General features: G+C 51.7%; 20 protein-coding genes and 1 pseudogene. 16 read left to right on the forward strand and 5 right to left on the reverse strand.

Features of this window, described 5'->3' with window-relative positions; all coding sequences use genetic code 11:
- Window positions 1-206: 206 nt before the first annotated feature.
- A complete protein-coding gene (rluF, locus tag J2125_RS23025; RefSeq protein WP_017802288.1) occupies window positions 207-1,079 on the reverse strand; it encodes a 23S rRNA pseudouridine(2604) synthase RluF in 873 nt (290 codons plus the stop codon).
- A 158-nt stretch (window positions 1,080-1,237) separates the two neighbouring features.
- Here rluF and J2125_RS25075 point away from each other — a divergent pair, with 158 nt between their 5' ends.
- From J2125_RS25075 to J2125_RS23080, 11 genes are all read left to right on the forward strand, one after another.
- A complete protein-coding gene (locus tag J2125_RS25075; RefSeq protein ID WP_017802289.1) occupies window positions 1,238-1,591 on the forward strand; it encodes a hypothetical protein in 354 nt (117 codons plus the stop codon).
- Window positions 1,591-2,154: an RNA polymerase sigma factor gene (locus J2125_RS23035; protein ID WP_017802290.1), complete on the forward strand. Its 564-nt coding sequence runs from the start codon at window positions 1,591-1,593 to the stop codon at window positions 2,152-2,154. The genes J2125_RS25075 and J2125_RS23035 overlap by 1 nt, the downstream gene beginning before the upstream one ends.
- A gap of 38 nt (window positions 2,155-2,192) precedes the next feature.
- Window positions 2,193-3,308, forward strand: a complete 1,116-nt coding sequence (locus J2125_RS23040) for a metallophosphoesterase (protein WP_017802291.1) — start codon at window positions 2,193-2,195, stop codon at window positions 3,306-3,308.
- A 386-nt stretch (window positions 3,309-3,694) separates the two neighbouring features.
- Window positions 3,695-4,354, forward strand: coding sequence for a GntR family transcriptional regulator (locus J2125_RS23045; RefSeq protein ID WP_017802292.1), 660 nt, complete (start codon window positions 3,695-3,697; stop codon window positions 4,352-4,354).
- Window positions 4,355-4,401: 47 nt separating this feature from the next.
- Window positions 4,402-5,103, forward strand: a complete 702-nt coding sequence (locus J2125_RS23050; protein ID WP_017802293.1) for a type 1 glutamine amidotransferase — start codon at window positions 4,402-4,404, stop codon at window positions 5,101-5,103.
- 74 nt (window positions 5,104-5,177) lie between these two features.
- Window positions 5,178-6,236, forward strand: a complete 1,059-nt coding sequence (locus J2125_RS23055) for an ABC transporter substrate-binding protein (RefSeq protein WP_100229626.1) — start codon at window positions 5,178-5,180, stop codon at window positions 6,234-6,236.
- Window positions 6,237-6,264: 28 nt separating this feature from the next.
- Entirely contained in the window at window positions 6,265-7,395 is a 1,131-nt protein-coding gene (locus tag J2125_RS23060; RefSeq protein ID WP_017802295.1) for a M24 family metallopeptidase, read from the forward strand.
- A gap of 63 nt (window positions 7,396-7,458) precedes the next feature.
- Window positions 7,459-9,162, forward strand: coding sequence for an ABC transporter permease subunit (locus J2125_RS23065; protein ID WP_017802296.1), 1,704 nt, complete (start codon window positions 7,459-7,461; stop codon window positions 9,160-9,162).
- Complete coding sequence (locus J2125_RS23070) at window positions 9,143-10,138, forward strand: ABC transporter ATP-binding protein (protein WP_017802297.1); 996 nt, start codon at window positions 9,143-9,145, stop codon at window positions 10,136-10,138. The genes J2125_RS23065 and J2125_RS23070 overlap by 20 nt, the downstream gene beginning before the upstream one ends.
- A 31-nt stretch (window positions 10,139-10,169) precedes the next feature.
- Complete coding sequence (locus tag J2125_RS23075) at window positions 10,170-11,123, forward strand: dihydrodipicolinate synthase family protein (RefSeq protein WP_085939534.1); 954 nt, start codon at window positions 10,170-10,172, stop codon at window positions 11,121-11,123.
- A gap of 43 nt (window positions 11,124-11,166) precedes the next feature.
- A complete protein-coding gene (locus J2125_RS23080) occupies window positions 11,167-11,652 on the forward strand; it encodes a GNAT family N-acetyltransferase (RefSeq protein WP_017802299.1) in 486 nt (161 codons plus the stop codon).
- On the opposite strand, the gene J2125_RS23085 is transcribed toward J2125_RS23080, so the two are convergent.
- A complete protein-coding gene (locus J2125_RS23085; RefSeq protein WP_017802300.1) occupies window positions 11,642-12,007 on the reverse strand; it encodes a shikimate dehydrogenase family protein in 366 nt (121 codons plus the stop codon). The two genes, J2125_RS23080 and J2125_RS23085, sit on opposite strands and share 11 nt — an antisense overlap.
- A 17-nt stretch (window positions 12,008-12,024) precedes the next feature.
- Here J2125_RS23085 and J2125_RS23090 point away from each other — a divergent pair, with 17 nt between their 5' ends.
- The 3 genes and pseudogenes from J2125_RS23090 to J2125_RS23100 all read left to right on the forward strand — a co-directional run.
- Complete coding sequence (locus tag J2125_RS23090) at window positions 12,025-12,615, forward strand: hypothetical protein (protein WP_198510892.1); 591 nt, start codon at window positions 12,025-12,027, stop codon at window positions 12,613-12,615.
- A 2-nt stretch (window positions 12,616-12,617) separates the two neighbouring features.
- Complete coding sequence (locus tag J2125_RS23095) at window positions 12,618-12,839, forward strand: hypothetical protein (RefSeq protein WP_017802302.1); 222 nt, start codon at window positions 12,618-12,620, stop codon at window positions 12,837-12,839.
- 6 nt (window positions 12,840-12,845) lie between these two features.
- Window positions 12,846-13,171, forward strand: a pseudogene (locus J2125_RS23100) (transposase); the annotation flags it as partial.
- A gap of 191 nt (window positions 13,172-13,362) precedes the next feature.
- On the opposite strand, the gene J2125_RS23105 reads toward J2125_RS23100, so the two are convergent.
- On the reverse strand, window positions 13,363-13,746 hold the full coding sequence (locus J2125_RS23105) for a nuclear transport factor 2 family protein (protein WP_017802303.1): 384 nt from the start codon (window positions 13,744-13,746) through the stop codon (window positions 13,363-13,365).
- A gap of 180 nt (window positions 13,747-13,926) precedes the next feature.
- Window positions 13,927-15,099, reverse strand: a complete 1,173-nt coding sequence (locus J2125_RS23110; protein ID WP_017802304.1) for an ATP-binding protein — start codon at window positions 15,097-15,099, stop codon at window positions 13,927-13,929.
- Window positions 15,100-15,388: 289 nt separating this feature from the next.
- Here J2125_RS23110 and J2125_RS23115 point away from each other — a divergent pair, with 289 nt between their 5' ends.
- Complete coding sequence (locus tag J2125_RS23115) at window positions 15,389-16,717, forward strand: glycoside hydrolase family 10-like protein (protein ID WP_017802305.1); 1,329 nt, start codon at window positions 15,389-15,391, stop codon at window positions 16,715-16,717.
- Window positions 16,718-16,783: 66 nt separating this feature from the next.
- Here J2125_RS23115 and J2125_RS23120 read toward each other — a convergent pair whose 3' ends face one another.
- Window positions 16,784-17,362, reverse strand: a complete 579-nt coding sequence (locus J2125_RS23120) for a zinc-binding dehydrogenase (RefSeq protein ID WP_209499543.1) — start codon at window positions 17,360-17,362, stop codon at window positions 16,784-16,786.
- 52 nt (window positions 17,363-17,414) lie between these two features.
- Here J2125_RS23120 and J2125_RS23125 point away from each other — a divergent pair.
- Window positions 17,415-18,526 (forward strand): IS3 family transposase gene (locus tag J2125_RS23125; RefSeq protein WP_209499454.1). Its coding sequence is split into 2 segments (ribosomal slippage): window positions 17,415-17,676 and window positions 17,676-18,526, totalling 1,113 coding nucleotides; the frame shifts between segments, so codons are not numbered across the junction.
- Window positions 18,527-18,529: the final 3 nt, after the last annotated feature.

An 18,529-nucleotide genomic window follows, 5' to 3' on the forward strand; every position in this document is an offset into this window, starting at 1 on the left:
CAGCGGACGGCTAAAGCAGGGTGGTTTTTACTGCCAGATGGCATGAAAATTTACTTTATATGATACCTGTTCAGGGCTGTAATAAAAATGAAATACACAATAGCCATGCTATTTATATGGGTTAAGTGCAGTCAGTTTAAAGCCATCACCCCGTTTTGCGTGATGGCCGTTGCCTGGTAGTATGTCGATGCAACGGCCATTACCCTTTAACGTCCCTTTTTCTTACGGCCGGGCTGGTTAAAGCGTTTGCGCGAAGCCGAATTACCCTCCGCTTTTTCGGCGTTTTTTGCCGCGCCAGTAACCGGTTTTTTCGCGACGGCGGGTTTAGCCTGGGTCTTTTTAACTGGTTTTTCTTCGGAAGAGGAGTTTTCAATCAGCTTAAATAACTCGATCAGTTCATCGTCAGTCAGATCCCGCCACTCGCCCTGCGGCAGCCCCTTCAGATTAACGTTCATAATCCGCGTACGTTCAAGTTTGGTGACTTCATAGCCAAAGTGTTTGCACATACGGCGAATCTGACGGTTAAGCCCTTGCACCAGCGTGATACGAAACACAAAGGTCGCTTCTTTCTTTACTTTGCATTTTTTGGTCACCGTGCCCAGCATCGGCACACCGGCGCCAAGGCCAGTAATAAACTCATCAGTCACCGGCTTGTTGACGGTCACCACGTACTCTTTTTCATGGTCGTTGCCAGCACGCAGGATTTTGTTAACCAAATCACCGTGATTGGTGAGGAAAATCAGTCCCTGTGACTCTTTGTCCAGACGGCCGATCGGGAAGACGCGCTTGCTGTGGTTAACGAAATCAACAATATTATCCTGTTCACCCTCTTCCGTGGTGCTGATAATGCCAACCGGTTTATTCAGCGCGATCAGGACCAGATCTTCTTCGTCACGCGGCTCGATAAGCTGACCGTTAACCTTCACCACATCGCCGGGAGCGACCTGAATACCCACCGTGGCACGCTTGCCGTTAATAAAAACATTACCCTGTTCGATGTAGCGGTCGGCATCGCGGCGTGAGCAGATACCGCTCTCGCTGATATATTTGTTAAGGCGAATGGATGAGTTGGTCAGCATGGTTCCTCCGTAAAATGCGGACTATACCTTAGCGCGCACAGATTGCGAAGCCTCACCGGGGAGCGTCAGGCAGAGTTGTAAAAAAAATCCTGCCAGGCGCAAATATTTTTACTGCTGATTCGTCTACCTCTGTAGCTAAACAACATAGAGTAGAGAAGATGAACGATCGTAAATTTAAAATAGTGGTGATGATTGCAGTGGCGGTTATCGCGGCGACCACGCTGGTGATGTTGCTGTGGAATGCGCTGCTGCCGGATATTTTTGGCGTAAAAAGCATCAGTTTTTTCCAGGCGCTGGGCTTACTGATCCTGAGTAAAATCCTGTTCGGCGGTTTCAGGGGCCATGGCCTGTTTGGACGCCATGGCCGGGAGCTACGCGAACACTGGATGGCGATGAGTCCTGAGCAGCGTGAGGCGTTTATTAAACAGCGCGGCAGGGGGCGCTGGCATGGTTGCTGTCATCGTAAGGAACAGGATAATCAATCGCGTAGCGATGAGAGTGGCCAGGCATAATGACGAAAACAGCTACGGAGCGGAACCTTGATCTGATCGCTGCTCTGCGTGGCTGCCAGAGACGGCTGCGGGCGTTTATTGCCAGACGCACCGCCAGTATTGCCGATGCGGAAGATGTGTATCAGGAGATCAGCTATCAGTTGATTAAAGCTGACAGCTATCTCCATCCTGTTGAGCAGGTCGCCGCCTGGCTCTATCGCGCCGCACGTAACGAGCTGATCGACAGATCGCGTAAAAAGCGGGAATTACTGTTATCCGATATGCTGGATAACCAGTGGCCTGCTGAGGAAGCGTTCGGGGAGATATTGCTTAATCCGCAAAACGGCGCCGAAGATCAGTATTTAAGTCAGCTGGTCTGGCAGGAGCTGGAACAGGCGCTGGCGGATATGCCGTTGCCACAGCGTGAAGCATTTGAAATGACTGAACTTCAGGGCTATTCCTTTAAGCAACTAGCCGATGAAACAGGGACTGCGGTTGAAACCCTGTTATCGCGTAAGCACCAGGCGGTGCTGTTTTTGCGACTGCGGCTACAGGTGCTTTATGATGCGCTGATCGACACCTGAATGCCCGGCGTATAATCCAATTACCGGGAATTATAATAATGTTTCATCTGATTTTTAGCCTGCCCAGCTGGTATGCCATTGTGCGTTTTATTGGCCCGTTACCCTGGCCGCCAGCGGTAAAAGTAGTGGTTGCCTTACTGATGCTGATCTCTTCACAGTATCTGCTGTTCAGCAAGTTTTCATCGGGCAGTGCAATGTCGCCGGAGATGCCCAGAGCGGTGATTATCCTGTTTAACTGGGCGTTCAGTACGGTGTTATTTATCGCCATTTCTCAGCTGCTATTGGACGCGGTAACGCTGATCGCGCTGCTGTTTCAGCACCCGCTGGAGATGGTCCCCGCCGTTCGCTATGTGCTGGGCACTGGCGCGATGATTGTCGCGGCATTTGGCGTTTATCAGGCCATACGGGTGCCGCCGGTAAAAGATATTATTATCGAAGTTAAAAACCTGTCGCGTCAGTTTGAGGGCTATCAGCTGCTGCAACTGACTGATTTGCATATCAGCAGGCTATTTAACAGCTTATGGACGGCACGCCTGGTTAAACGGGCCAATGCCCTGAGTGTGGACCTGATTGTTATCACCGGAGATGTGATTGACGGCACCCTGGCAAACAGGAAACGGGACGTTGATCCGTTACGCGGCCTGCAGGCGCCAGACGGTGTTTTTACTATTACCGGCAATCACGAATATTTCTTTGAACAACAGGTATGGACTGAACACCTTGATTCACTGGGCATGAAACCGCTGATTAACAGTCACACGGTGATTGAGCGGCGTGGAGAGAATCTGGTGCTGGCTGGGGTGACGGACTTATCGGCGCCACGCTCAGGTTTCCCCGGTCCGGATCTGGGCAAAGCGCTGGCGGGCGCGCCACAGGATGCGGCCGTGATGCTGCTTGATCATCAACCGCGTAATGCACGACTGAATGCGGCGCAGGGCGTCGGCGGTCAGTTATCTGGCCATACCCATGGCGGGTTGATTGCGGGTTTTGATCGGCTGTTTGCCCGCGCCAATGGTGGCTTTGTTTCGGGGCACTATGAAGTGGATGGCATGTCACTGTATGTCAATAACGGAACTGCGCTCTGGCCGGGGATGGCGATCCGGTTAGGCCGTCCATCCGAGCTGACCCGTATTACGTTAACACTAAAAAACTGAGCGTGACTGCCAGTCAGCAGCGAGGAAGCAGCTAAGTCGCGAAAGCTGCTTTCCCTCGTTTATATCTATACGAATTATTTATTTCAGAAACCTCAGCCAGGTCATTAAGGCTAACTTTAAGCTATGACCTGCTATCTCTGCGATTTTTTCTACTTCTCCGTTTAAGCCGCACCGCCGCTGATGCGGGCAGGCATTATCCCATCTGCACGCTTCTCACCCCGACCATGGCTAAAAAATAAGCTTTGCTTATTTCTCTGCCGTTCAATGCCAATAAACTTATTTTTAACGCAATTCGCCGCAAAGTCGCGTGGTGGACAAATGGTATACAAATAGAATACAAAAAATAAGCAGCACAAAAATCATGCACCTGGCAGGCGAGGATTAAATTGACGAAATTAGCCCCAACCAGCGATCAGTCGTTAACGCAAAATGCGTATAACGCCGTGCTGCATATGATCCAGAGCGGCGCGCTCAGTAATGGCGAAGTGGTCAATGAACGCCGACTGGCAGAACAGCTCGGCCTGTCGCGAACGCCCGTTCGCGAAGCGCTCGGCCGGCTGGAAGGCAGCGACTATCTGCGTCGATCCGGCAGAACGCTGCTGGTGAATGGCGTGGAGTTAAGTGAAATCCTGGAAATTATGGCGGTACGCATTTTGCTCGAGGCTGACGCAGCACGTAATGCTGCTGGCAAAATGTCGGCGGCGAAGCTGGCAGATATCCGCCAGCGTCTGATGGCAATGACCAGTCCCGATCAGGTGACCGCCAGCGACCATTGGGAAGTCGACGACTTTTTGCATCTCAGCATTGCTGAAACCAGCGGCAATAAATTATCTCTGCGGCTAATCAGTGAACTGCGCGCCCGCACAAGGATGTTTGGTAAAGAGACGGTGCCGACGCGCTTTGAGTCCGGACGCGACGAGCACCTCGCCATTATTGACGCCATAGAAGCGGGTGATGGCGATCGGGCTGCACAGTTAATGGTTCAGCACATCGAAGGGGCACGTTACGGCATTCTTCAGTCGTTCACGGCCAGCAGTTTGCGATAAATCCTGACCGCTTACGGCGGTCCGTCAATCCGTATCAGGGGGAGTGAATGGGTCAGAAGCGTCTGCTTTATCTCCATAATGGCAAATCGAAACAGACGATTGCCCGGCTGGAGGAACGATTTGCAGCATGGGGATTAGAGGTCGATCACTACTGGGCGTGGCAAAACGAATTTCCTGACGATCTGCGCGGTTACGACGGTATTTTTCTCTCCGGCAGCCCGCACGGCGCGTATGAAGATATTCCTTTTATACACCGTGAACATCAGTTAATCAGCGAAGCCGCCGCGCTGGGTATCCCGATGCTAGGCATCTGTTTTGGCAGCCAGATCCTCGCCTCAGCATTATGTGGTAAGGACCAGGTATTCCGGCGTGAAACCTGTGAGATCGGCAATAAATGGCTACAGGCAACGCCCGCAGCCGCTGAAGATAGTATCGCCGCCGGCATCGTGCCACAGGTGTATATGTTTGTCTGGCATAACGATGAAGTACGCGCCACTCACCCGGATATGACCATTCTGGCCGCCAGCGACCAGTGTCCCAATCAGATCTGGCGTTATAAAGATCAGCCGATCTGGGGAATCCAGGGCCATCCGGAAATTACGCTGGAGCAGGCGCCACTGTGGTTTGAACAGAACCGCGCCACGATGGAACGCGATGGCGGCGATATCGCACAGTTAATCGCTACCGCCGACGAGGCTATCGCAGCCAAGTCGATGCTTACCCGCTTTGTGACATTTATTTCCAGATAACCATTTATCGCCCGGTGCGGATCACTGATAAGTGACGGTACCGGTCTTGATCAATTAATAAAGGGAAAGATGTAATGACAAGATTGCATGCAACAGTGCCCGGTATGTTAGTTGCCTTTTCGGTGGTTTTCTCGCTGGCAATGCCGTTAAGCGCCACCGCCGCGGATGAAATGACCTTCGCCAGCTGGGGCGGGGCTTATCAGGACGGTATCCGCGAGGCGTGGATGAAACCCTTTACCAAAGAGAGCGGCATCGAAATTATTGAAGATACCAATCCGGTTATCGCGCGCATCAAGGCCATGGTGGATATCCATAAGGTGGAGTGGGACGTGGTGACTGCAGGCGGCGCCAGCCTGATGCAGGGGGCGAAAAGCGGACTTTTTGAGAAGATCACGCCGGAAATGGTCAATGAAGAGAATGTCCTGCCGGAAGCACGCAATGACTACGGTGTGCCGTCTGAAATTTTCTCCACGGTAATCGGTTATTCAACTAAAGCCTTTCCCAACGGCGGTCCGAAAACGTTCGCTGACTTCTGGGATGTAAAAAAATTCCCGGGTAAACGCACGCTGCCGGATAAACCCGATACGGTGCTGGAAGCCGCACTGCTCGCCGATGGCGTAGCCCCCGCAGATGTCTATAAAACCCTTGATACTCCCGCAGGTATGAAACGGGCGCTGGATAAGATCCGCCAGATTAAACCTGATGTTGCGATGTGGTGGTCATCCGGCGCGCAGCCGGTGCAGGCGCTGGCCAGTGGCGAAGTGGTGATGGCGCTGGGCTGGAACGGTCGCTTCCAGGCCGGGATCGATAGCGGTCAGCCGATTGCGATGTCCTGGGATCAGTCGGTGGCGCAGGTGGGCTATTTTATGATTGTCAAAAATGCACCGAACAAGGCGCAGGCGGTTAAGTTCCTTAACTACATTATCCGTCCCGACGTGCAGGCCCGTTTCAGTCAGTATGTGGCCTACGGTCCGGTTACCCCTAAATCCATTCCGCTGATCGATAAAACCCGCCAGGCGCGGCTGCCTTCGACCCCGGAGCGTTTGTCCAATGCACTGTTTATGAATATCAACTGGTGGGCGGATCACTCGCTGGCGGCAGGCGAAGCCTATAACACCGCGATGCAGCAATGATCGTCAATCGATTAAAGGGGGATATGTGATGGTGGCAACCAGCTACTGGTTTGAAAAAACAGAGTATGAGCAGCGCCTGCAACGGGTGCAGCAGCAACTGATCGAAAAAGGTTATGACGCGCTGCTGGCATTTATGCCGGAAAGCGTGACCTGGCTGACGGGATTCTTTACCCGCGCCTACTCCTCTTTCCAGTTTGCCATTATTCCGGCAAACGGCGAGCCGACGGTGATCTGCCGCGACGTGGAGGAATATTATCTCGACAGCACCTGCATCTATGGCGATCGGGTGATGTGGAACGACAGCGACGATAAAACGGATATCGCCGTGCAGGCAATCCGCGCGCGACTTGGCCATTCACCGCGCCTGGCGGTGGAAATGGGCGCATGGCCATTGTCGGTGGCGCGGTTTAATGGCATCAAGGCTGGTTTACCCGCAGCCCTGATGCTCGATGAAAGCCAGCTGGTGACACAAATGCGTTTTATAAAATCGCCCGCGGAAATTGCTTATCAGCGCCGCGCAGCCCGGGCGGCGGAGGCGGGCATGTCAGCAGCGATAGCATCTGCCCGTACTGGCGTCAGCGAACGCGAAATGGCGGCTGAAATCTGTGGCGCAATGATCCGTGCGGGCAGCGATCTGCCGGGGCCGGGAGTGATGTCATCAGGAGAGCGGGCGTACCATCTGCATGGCGGCTACAGCGATCGGGTGCTGGCACACGGCGATATCGTGCAGATTGAAACCACGCCAAACGTGCGTCATTACCATGCGCGTTTTATGCGACCAATCCGTGTCGGGCAGGCCAGCGATGAAGACCAGCGCGTGGTCGAACAGCTGATTGCTATTCAGGATGCCGCGCTGGCGGAGGTCAGGCCGGGTGTGGCGGGCAGTGTGCCGGATGCCATCTATCGCGAGGGGGTGCTGGCGGCAGGGTTACGAGAAACCTATACCAATAAAACCTTCTATTCGGTCGGCCTGCTGCTGGCGCCCAGTGGTGGCGAGCCACTCGAGGCGGCTCCGGGTTGTACATGGCATTTTTCTCCCGGCATGACCTTCCATACCTATGTGCTGGCGCGGGGGTTCGGTATGTCCGAAACCATCACCATTACCGAAGATGGCTACGAGCGATTAACCCAGTATCCGCGCAAGTTATTTATCAGCTAGCCGTGTTATCGCAAGCCGGAGAGACGACGTGAATAATGTATTCCAGACGCGCAAGGAGGGGCTATGTCATCAATAACGCTAAGCGCCACGGCGAGTGAAAAGGGAATCAGACGCTTTTCCCGCCTGACGCTGCTGGCTTTACCGTTACTGGTTTTCCTGGCGCTGTTTTTTATCTGGCCGATTATTGAGTTGCTGAAACAGGGCTTTTACAGTCATGGGGCGCTATCGGCCGATAATTATCTGCATCTGTGGAATGTGCCGATCTACCGTATTGTGCTGCAGAATACGTTTGTCATTGCCGCAGTGGTGACCTGCTGTTGTGTGGTGATGAGCTACCCGCTGGCTTACCTGATGGCCTCGGTGCGACCGGCACTGTCAAAATTGCTGTTTTTCGCCGTATTGCTGCCGTTCTGGTCCAGCGCGCTGGTGCGCACCTCGGCGTGGATTGCGCTGTTGCAGCAAAACGGACCGCTGAATACGCTGCTGGTCACCACCCGGGTTATCGATCAACCGATTGCCTTTCTTTATAACTTTACCGGCGTATTGATCGGCATGACGCATGTGCTGATGCCGTTTGTGGTGTTGCCGCTGTACGCCTCATTTCGCGCGATGGATAACTCGCTGGTGCAGGCCGCCCAGAGTCTGGGCGCTGATGCGATTGGCATATTCACCCGGGTGATTTTACCGTTAACCCGGCCAGGCGTGGTGGCGGGGGCGATTATTGTTTTTATGAACGCCATCGGCTATTACATCACCCCTTCGCTGATGGGAGGGCCAGCGCAGCGGATGATTGCCGAGCTGATCTCGCACAATATCAGTGATGAGCTGAACTGGGGTATCGCCGCTGCACTGGCTGGCGTGCTGCTGGTAACCACGTTGCTGGCGCTGTGGTTGTTTAATCGCCTGTTCGGCCTCGACAAACTGATGGGCGGCCAGAGCGGGAAGGGCAACCAGCCGGGTGGCGCGCGGCGAACCAGCGGCGGGCGGTTCAGCGCCATGGCGGGCGTGTTATGTGCGCTGTTTCTGATATTGCCAATACTGGTGGTTATTCCGATCAGTTTTGGCACCGGCAACTTCCCGACCTTCCCGCCACCGCAATATGGGCTGCGCTGGTATAACAACTTCTTTGCTGATGCGAAATGGATGGCGGCGTTATGGCAGAGCGTTAAAGTCGGCGTTGTCGTCACCCTGTTATCGCTGATTCTCGGGGCCACTGCAGCGCTGGGCGTCTATAAAATGCGTTCAAACCGCAAAGGGTTGCTGGAAATATTATTTATTATTCCGATGTCCGTACCGGCGATTATTACCGCCGTGGCGCTCTATTACCTGTGCGGCCCACTGGGACTGATCAATAATTCGCTGGCGCTGATTTTCGGCCACACCGTGCTGGCCACGCCCTTTACCTACATCACGATGCGCGCCGCGCTGCAACGTTTTGATCCCAGTCTCGAACTGGCGGCGCTCAGCCTCGGCGCCAGCTGGCCGCAGATGTTCAGACGCGTGATGTTACCGGCGCTGCTGCCAGGCATGATTGGCGGGGCAGTGTTTGCCTTTATTACATCGTTTGACGATGTGGTGATGGCGCTGTTCCTGACCACGCTGCGTAATCGCACCTTGCCAAAACTGATGTATGAGGGATTGTCGTTTGATTTTGATCCGACGGTGATTTCCGCATCCTGTGTGCTGATTGGCGCGACCGCGCTGATCTTACTGGCCTGGAGTCTGTTCGGTCGCCAAGGAGAAAAGCATGAAACAACAACAAGGTAAAGACGTCACGCTGACCGGGATCCGCAAAGTCTACGGTGACGTTATCGCTCTGCCGAACGTAAACCTGTCAGTGCGACGCGGGGAGTTTTGCACGTTACTTGGCGCCTCCGGTTCCGGTAAAACCACCTTACTGAAGATTATCGCCGGGTTTGAAACGCCGGATCAGGGCAGGGTATGTATTGCCGGTAAAGATGTCAGCCGCACGCCGATTGCCGATCGCAATATTGGTATGGTGTTCCAGAACTACGCGCTGTTTCCGCATATGTCAGTGTTTGAAAACGTGGCGTTTTCGCTGCGTATGCGCCGGTTAGCTGAAGTGGATATCGAACGCAAGGTTTCCGAAGCGCTGGCGCTGGTCAGCCTGGAGGAGTACCGCAAGCGCATGCCGGGAGAATTATCCGGTGGCCAGCAACAGCGCACCGCGCTGGCGCGGGCGCTGGTATTTAATCCGGATATCCTGCTGATGGATGAACCACTGGGGGCACTGGATAAAAATCTGCGCCAGTCGATCCAGTTGCAGATTAAACAACTGCATCAGGAGCTGGGGCTGACCGTGGTGTTCGTCACCCACGATCAGGAAGAAGCGATGAATCTGTCCGATACCATCGTGATTATGGAGAACGGTAATATCGTTGAATCCGGCGCGCCGGAACACCTTTACCGCCAACCGGGTACGCCTTTTGTCGCCGGGTTCCTCGGTGAGTGTAATTTTATCCCGCAGGAAGGGGCGGCGACGCTGGGCATTCGTCCGGAACATTTGTTGCTCGGTAGTAGCGGCCAGCCAATGTCTCAGCGGCATCGCGGTGAAATCCAGATGGCGACATTCTGTGGTATGCACTGGAAACTGTTTATTGCCTCGCTGGGGCAAACCATTATCGCCTATGCGCCACCAGATATTCCGCCGCTTGAGCGCACGCCGGGGCAGGTTATCGACTGGGGGTTCCGGTCACGGGACGCCATCGCTTTTGCTGAATAATACGCGCCTTGCGCATGCAATCGAGGTAACGATGAATAACAAACTTAATGAACAGGCGAATGGCGTCTGTATTATTTCTGCGACACCTTTTACCGATAACGGTGAGCTGGACCTGGTCAGCACCGACACGCTGACCGATTTTTACCTGCAACAGGGGGTCAGCGGCATCACCATCCTTGGAATGATGGGCGAGGCCTCCAAACTGACGGAAGAGGAGTCGCTGCTGTTTATGCGCCGGGTGCTGGCAAGGGTAAAGGGACGCGTGCCGGTGGTGGTTGGCGTAAGTCATGCATCGCATCAGCACGTGAAACGTTTAAGTGACAGCGCGATGGAAGCTGGCGCTGCTGGCGTGATGCTGGCGCCGATACCTAATCTTAAAACTGATGAACAGATTAGCCAGTACTACCTTACGCTGGCGGAGTGGCTGGGCCGTGATGTGCCGATTTGCCTGCAGGATTTCCCGCAGTCCACCGGGGTGCATACTTCAGTGGCGGTGATTTTGCGTCTGATTGAGGCATTGCCGCAATTGGTGATGCTGAAACATGAAGATTTACCCGGCTTGCGCAAACTGAGTCAGGTGCGTGAACAAAGCGCCGCGCGCGGCCTGCGACGCATTAGTATTCTGGTCGGTAACGGTGGGCTGTTTTTACCGCAGGAGATGCGGCGTGGCGCCGATGGGGCGATGACCGGTTTTGCTTATCCGGAAATGCTGGTGCAGGTTTGCGCGCTGTTTCAGGCGGGCAAGCCTGAAGCCGCTGAAGATCTGTTTGATATTTATCTGCCGCTGTTACGCCACGAGTTCCAGTTCGGCATTGGCCTCGCTCTGCGTAAAGAGACGCTGCGGCGGCGCGGTGTGATCCGCAGTGCGACGGTGCGTCAGCCTGGACCGGTGCTGGATGGCACAGATCTGCGTGAACTGGGGCAACTTATCGCGCGGCTTGAATTACGCTTACGGGATTCTGAATTTGGTGCTGTAATCTCGTAAGATTGTGGCTATAAAAAATATTGCCAGAAAGGATTCAATATAAATGTTCCATATTTCTGAAACAGAAAAGCATTCAGCAGAGTTGGCGATACTCGTCGCTGAACTGGATGCGTTTCAAGCTAAACTTTATCCTGCCGAGAGCAATCATTGCCTTGAACTGAGTACTATCAAGGATGAGTCGATTCGCTGTTTAATCGTTCGCGATCAGCATGGAAATCCTGCCGGATGCGGCGCGATATTTCTCCAGGGTGATGGCAGTGGGGAAATCAAGCGTGTCTATATTCGCTCTGAATACCGGGGCCAGAAAATCGGTGAAAAAATAGTGGGTTACTTAGAAAACCTCGCGGTTAAATCTGACTGCCATCTCTTGCGTCTGGAAACAGGTATATATCAAAAACCGGCGATAGCGCTGTATCAAAATTGCGGATACGAATTTTGCGATCCATTTCCACCGTATAGTGAAGACCCTCTGAGTGTATTTATGTATAAAAATCTCAATAATCCGGTTGAGAGAGTAATTATTGGTTAAGCATATATTCACGCATAAGCGTGATTTGCTGCTGTAGCATGGCTCTGCCATAGTGAGTTGGATGGCCTTTGCTTTCAGCTTGCTGAAGTAATGGTGTTTTTTCCGGATAAATAATGATGTCGCAAACCAGGGTAGTGCTGTGCAGCTTTTCAAGCGAAAAGGGCGTGTTGCCATCATTACCCATTCCGACTGACGTGGCGTTGATGGCAATATCGTGATGCTCTGGTTTCGCGGAACCAGAATTAACGACTATATCAGAGTACTGTTTTTGCAACGCTTTTCGCAGAATCTCCGCTTTATCCGTGCTTCGGTTATACAGCGTAATTGTTGCTGCACCATAGCTTGCTAACGACATGGCGGATGCTATCCATCTTGACGGAAACTTTTTTTAGAGGTTTTTTACACGGTTTTGTTTCGTTGCCTGTCGACTTCTACTATCTCGGTTATGACTTTATCGACACCGACAAACGTTGGGAAAATCAATATGATAGAGAAAGGTTTATAAGGCTGATAAAAAGCGGCGTTGCGTCAAGGCAGAGCCTTGAGAAAATCGTTAATGTGTTTATGGAAAACTTTCTTAACCATGTTGATTTTCAGAAAGTTAAAGAGCTTTCAGCAAAGGGGGGAGGTAGCTTTCTCGGAAGGATGACATTTAATCAGTTGGCATCGGCCAATATGGGATACGTACTTTCATCCAGATTAGTACCGCGTATAGCATCAGGACTGGCAATAGGTAGCGTATTATCTGCGGGTGCCGCCATTTCTCGCTCTATCTATGTTTCGCGTGACCTCAATCGACGCAACCCCAAGATATACGACAGACTAAAACAACTGGGTAACCTTGACCTTCTTTATTTTATGGTTGAGGAAAAAACCAGGCCGTTTGAACAGGCTGTTAACTTATGGTCTACTGACAGAAACAAGTTTAATCAAACGTGTTGTTATTTCTTTGAGAAAGTTTAACCATGAAAAAATTTTTACTTGCTGCAATTTCGCGTATCGTACAGGGGATTGGCATTGGTGTGTGTGGATTATCTCTCGCATATGCAGCGTGGTTTATCTTTTTATCGGAAAGTAGCTATCGATACTATCTTGCAGCGCTGACGCTGCTGGGTTTGATTTTGGGTTACTACATCTTCAAATTTGCTGTGCGAATAATATACGACGAAGCGCCTGAAGATTGGTAATGCTATCCCGCGATGCTTCGGATGGATAACGGCCCGGAATTTATTTCGCTGACTCTGGCTGAGTGGGCAGAAATGCACGCAGTGAGGCTGGAATTTATCGAACCGGGTAACCGACTCAAAATGCATTTATTGAACGCTTTAACCGGACATACCTCACTGAAATACTCGATTTCTATCTGTTCAGGGCGCTGAACGAAGTACGGGAAATCACAGAGCAGTGGCTTTCAGAATATAACTGTGAACGTCCACATGAATCACTGAACAACATGACACCGGAGGAATGCCGAATACAACACCATCTGGCCGGGATCTCAAAAAGTGCGTGGAACTAAAAAGGGTCTATTTACACAGACATTAGGATTGAGCCAGAAATAGACATTAGCATTGAGCCTCTACAACCTTGGTGCGCATAATGTATATTATGTTAAATTCAGTATCAGGTTACGAACCGTACAGTCGGCATTCTTGCTAACCTTCTCTGCTGTCTGCTAATGGTCTGTTTGATCACTGATAATTTGCCGGCTTAGTCCGCTGCCGGTGTTCCCTGATGGAAACGCATCTGCCAGTTGCCATCTTCTGACATCACCCAGATTGATGAGCGCAGTGTTCGCTGGCTGATCTCCTCTGTGCTGTTGTGCTGACAACTTTTATATGTCAGCAATGCCACACCATCCGTAATCATTGCCAGGGCAAAATCGCTGGCCTCTGTTTCTGCCTGAGAACTTTCCGTCGCCAGCGCCGCTATGGTTTGCTCGCGTGTATAACTCTGACCCGAGCGGCCAATCTCGACAAACTCCTTATGCAGCAATTTATTCACCAGATGCACATCACGGCGAGTTTTCTGTTGATGCATATGGATTTCCAGCTGCTGAATTACAGGCAGTAACTCTGCTAAGTCTGTCAACATATCTCCATCTTTCTATCCTGATGAATAATAAGGATAAACAGTAATTGATCGCGCTACGTGAATTCTGTGATTTTAGCAGCACACCAGTGCATCAGAATTTACGCAGAAGCGGCCAAAAAAGGGCGCTTCCCTGCCCTTTGATCATGTATATTTTTCATTGGCTGTGTCCGTCTGCTTTCCTCATGGCATCACGCGATTCAGAAACTGATCAAACAGAGGCACTGTAAACGCCGTGTCACCATGTGATGGACTCCAGATCATCCCCTTATCTATCAGACTTTGCCGCACAGGCCCTAATGACTTCACGTTCTTATCCAGTTCACTGGCAATATCACCAGAGCGATGTGGGCCGGGGCCAAGTACAGACATTGCTTTTAGATACTCTTTTTCTTTCGGGGTTAAGCGATCAAATCTAACCATAAAGAAACTGGCATCCAGCTTGGCCATTGTTTCTGGCGTTGAGACTTCAACATCTTCTTTGGTAATTGGTGATGCGTGAGCTATATTCCAGGTATGGCTGCCCCATTCCTGAATGAAATACGGATAGCCATGAGTGTTTTCGAAAATGCAGTCAATCGCATCATCATTAATCGACTCGTTTTCCGCCTCAATCGGTTTTCTGATCGCATCAATACAGTATTCTTTAGTCAATGGACCGATATCAACAAACTCAAAAAGCCTTTCAGCGTAAGACTTAGCATCACCCATCCGTCCTCTTAACTGAGGGAGACCAGCCGCAATAATGGTGATCGGGTATTTTTTTTGTGAGCATCTGTGCAATGCGGAAATAAGAGCTGACATCTCCTTTTCCTGAATGTATTGCAGTTCATCAATAAAGATCACCAGTGCCGTTCCGGCCTTTTGGGCTGCAATTCCGACCTGTTCGAGAAGCGCCGTCAGGTCTATCTCTAAATCGCCGTTGTCAGCTAATCCCGGTTCCGGTGCCAGATCTAATCCAACCTCGATATCGCTGTAAGTGACCTTTAATTTCGAGGCAAATCCAGCAAGCGCAGCTAATCCACGTTGAGCCAGCTCTTTAACTTCTTTCATCCGGCTCAATCTCAAAAGCGCGGTTCGAATGTCTGGAGCCAGCATCGCAGGGAGTGATTTTCTTTCAGAGGCTTCAATGTTGATGGTATGAAAGCCATTTTCCTCTGCGGCAGTCAAAACTGTCTGAAGTAAAACAGTTTTACCGACTCCACGCAGCCCGACGAGGATTACGCCCTGACTGTTTCTGCCTATGCGGATTCTCTCCAGATTTTCAGCTATTTTGGTCTGGATTTCCCCCCTTCCAGCCAGCTCCATTGGTACAGCACCTGCACCTGGGGAAAAAGGATTCATTACACGGTTCATCGCTTTCCTGTAAAGTTTAGGGAGTTTATGAAAAAAAGATAAACATCATAAACTGACTATAACTTATCGACATTCTTTTGCAAGGCATCAATAAGCGTACAGCCTGAACCGTATTATAACGTCATGTTTCACAGAACAAATCTGTGCTAAATGCGGGGAAAGGGCCTAAAATGGCTGTTAAGATCGCGCAATACATCAATATTAGTCCTGTTGAACGTGGTGGCATATAACATTGACTTTAATCTGGATAATAAGAGAATGCTTCTATATCAGCAGCCAGCAGAAAACAGTGGAGTTAATTATTGCCATCCCCAGGGTTATCCGAGCTAAAAAGCCAGCCGCACTGGTTGCCGCAGCCTTGTTACTTGCCAGCTGCTCCTCCCCGCCGCCAAAGTCGCTGGTCACCCCGCTTCCACCGGTAACCCGGCAGCCTGTTGAGAGTAAACCAGTCAGTCAGCAGCCGGTACGTGGGGTGTGGCTGGCCACCGTTTCCCGCCTTGACTGGCCGCCAGTAGCATCGGTAAATATCAGCAATGCTGCGCTGCGCAACAGCCAGCAGCAGAAAGCACTGACCGATAAGCTGGATAAACTTAAAAACCTCGGCATAAATACCGTGTTCTTCCAGATAAAACCTGATGGCACCGCCCTGTGGCCATCAAAAATTTTGCCATGGTCGGATATGCTCACGGGGACTATTGGTGAGGATCCCGGCTACGATCCGTTGCAGTTTATGCTGGATGAAGCGCATAAGCGCGGGATGAAAGTTCATGCCTGGTTTAATCCCTATCGCGTATCGGTTAATACCAAATCCTCAACCGTCACTGAGCTAAACCGTACCCTGTCGCTGCATCCGGCCAGCGTATTTGTGCTGCATCGCGACTGGATCCGTACTGCCGGCGATCGCTTTGTCCTTGACCCAGGCATCCCGGAGGTACGTGACTGGATTACCAGTATCGTGGCCGAAGTGGTGGCGCGTTATCCCGTCGATGGCGTGCAGTTTGATGACTACTTTTATGCTGAATCCCCCGATTCTGCGCTTAATGACAGTCAGACCTTCAAAACCTATGGTCAGGGATTTACCGCAAAGGCAGACTGGCGGCGACACAATACTCAGCAGCTGATTGAACAGGTTTCGCGCACGATTAAGCAGCTAAAACCCGATGTTGAATTCGGCGTAAGTCCGGCTGGCGTGTGGCGCAACCTTTCCCACGACCCGGCGGGTTCCGATACACGTGGTGCGGCGGCCTATGATGAAGCCTATGCCGATACCCGTCGTTGGGTACAACAGGGGTTGCTGGATTATATTGCTCCCCAGATTTACTGGCCCTTCTCACGCAAAGCGGCCCGTTATGATGTGCTGGCAAAATGGTGGGCGGAGGTGGTGAAGCCGACTAATACGCGCCTGTATATTGGCGTCGCACTGTATAAAGTGGGTGAATCGTCAAAGAATGAACCTGACTGGACGGTAAATGGCGGCGTACCGGAGCTGAAAAAACAGCTCGATTTAAATGAGTCCGCGCCAAATATTAACGGCACGATTCTGTTCAGAGAGAACTATCTTAATCAACCTCAGACCCAGCAGGCGGTCAGTTATCTCAGAAGCCGCTGGGGCGGCTGACGTTGCCATTAATCTCAAACTATCTCAAAAAATGAAATTATTGAGATAGTTTGAACGGTACAACAGCTAATCCGCTACCGTGATCACTATTTTACCCATCGCGCCGCTTTGCAGATGCTCCAGCGCCTCCATCAGTGAGGCCATCGGATAGCAGCGATCTATTACCGGTGCGATGCCTTTGCTGTCACAGGCCGAAATCAACCTTTGCAACGCGTGGCGATGACCGGTGCCAATGCCGTAAATGGTGAGATCCTTAAAGATCAGCGGCTCCAGTGGCGATGAAACGTCAAAGCCTTCCAGCGCGCCAATCAGATAAATTTTTCCGCCAACTGCCGACATTGTCGCGGCTTTACCGAGATGCGCACCACCGGCAATTTCCAGTACATGGTCAACGCCTTTACCTGCTGTCAGTTGCAATACGGTTTCTGCGACATCCTGGGTCTGGCGATCGATCACATGCGTAGCGCCCAGCATTGATGCCGCCTCCAGTTTACCGCTACTGGTGGTTAAAATGGTGGTGGCCCCCCGTAAGCTGGCAATCTGCAAGCCCGCCAGCGCTACGCCGCCGGTGCCTTCAATCAGGACTGTTTCTTCCGGCTGAATATTGCCGCGTTCAACTGTAAGTATCCCGATAAAACGGTCCATTCACTTTTAGAGATCTTCCGACATACTGATTATGTCCTCTGAGGAGATCGCCATGCGTAAAGCCCGATTCACCGAACACCAGATCATTGCCGTTCTGAAGTCTGTCGAAGCCGGACGTACCGTTAAGGACGTCTGCCGCGAAGCGGCAATATCCGAAGCCAGCTATTACAACTGGAAAGCAAAGTACGGCGGAATGGAGGCTTCAGATATCAAAAAGATGAAAGATCTTGAAGACGAGAATCGTCGCCTGAAGCAGATGTTCGCCGACCTGAGTCTGGAATGCCGGGCGCTGAAGGACGTTATCGAAAAAAAGCTCTAAAACCAGCGATAAAGCGGGAGCTTGTCAGCTATCTGACTGCACAATTTTCCATGAGCATCCGCCAGGCATGCAGGACAGTATCGCTGAGCAGGACGGTGTATTTTTATCAGCCCGATACCCGGCGTGATGAACCGGTGATCCTGGCGCTGACTGAACTGGCAGAACGCTATCCGCGATACGGATTTAAGAAGCTTTTTCAGGTACTTCGCAGGCAGGGTAACGCCTGGAATCATAAGCGTGTTCACCGGATTTACTGCCTGCTGAAACTCAATTTTCGCCGCAAGGGGAAACAACGTCTTCCGGTGCGCAATCCGGCTCCTCTGGCAACGCCGGAAGCACTCAACCAGAGCTGGTCGATTGATTTTATGCACGACGCGCTGACATGTGGGCGACGTTTTCGGACTTTCAACGTCGTGGATGATTTTAACCGTGAGGCTCTGGCCATAGAAATTGACCTGAATATCCCGGCGCAGCGGGTTGTGCGGGTGCTGGACAGGATAGTGGCAAACCGTGGATATCCGCTGAAGATGCGGATGGATAACGGCCCGGAGCTGATATCACTGGCTCTGGCACAATGGGCTGAGGACCATGGCGTGATGCTGGAATTTATCAGGCCAGGCAAACCGACACAGAATGCCTTTATCGAACGCTTTAACCGGACGTACCGGACAGAAATCCTGGATTTTTATCTGTTCAGAACGCTGAATGAAGCACGGGAAATCACAGAGCGCTGGCTGACGGAATACAACAGCGAGCGGCCTCATGAATCCCTGAATAACCTGACGCCGGAAGAATACCGGCTGATGGCTGAAAAACCGGAACTCTCAAAAAGTGTGTGGAACTAAAAC

It is taken from the genome of Winslowiella toletana (assembly GCF_017875465.1).
In the GTDB taxonomy this organism is placed as follows: domain Bacteria; phylum Pseudomonadota; class Gammaproteobacteria; order Enterobacterales; family Enterobacteriaceae; genus Erwinia; species Erwinia toletana.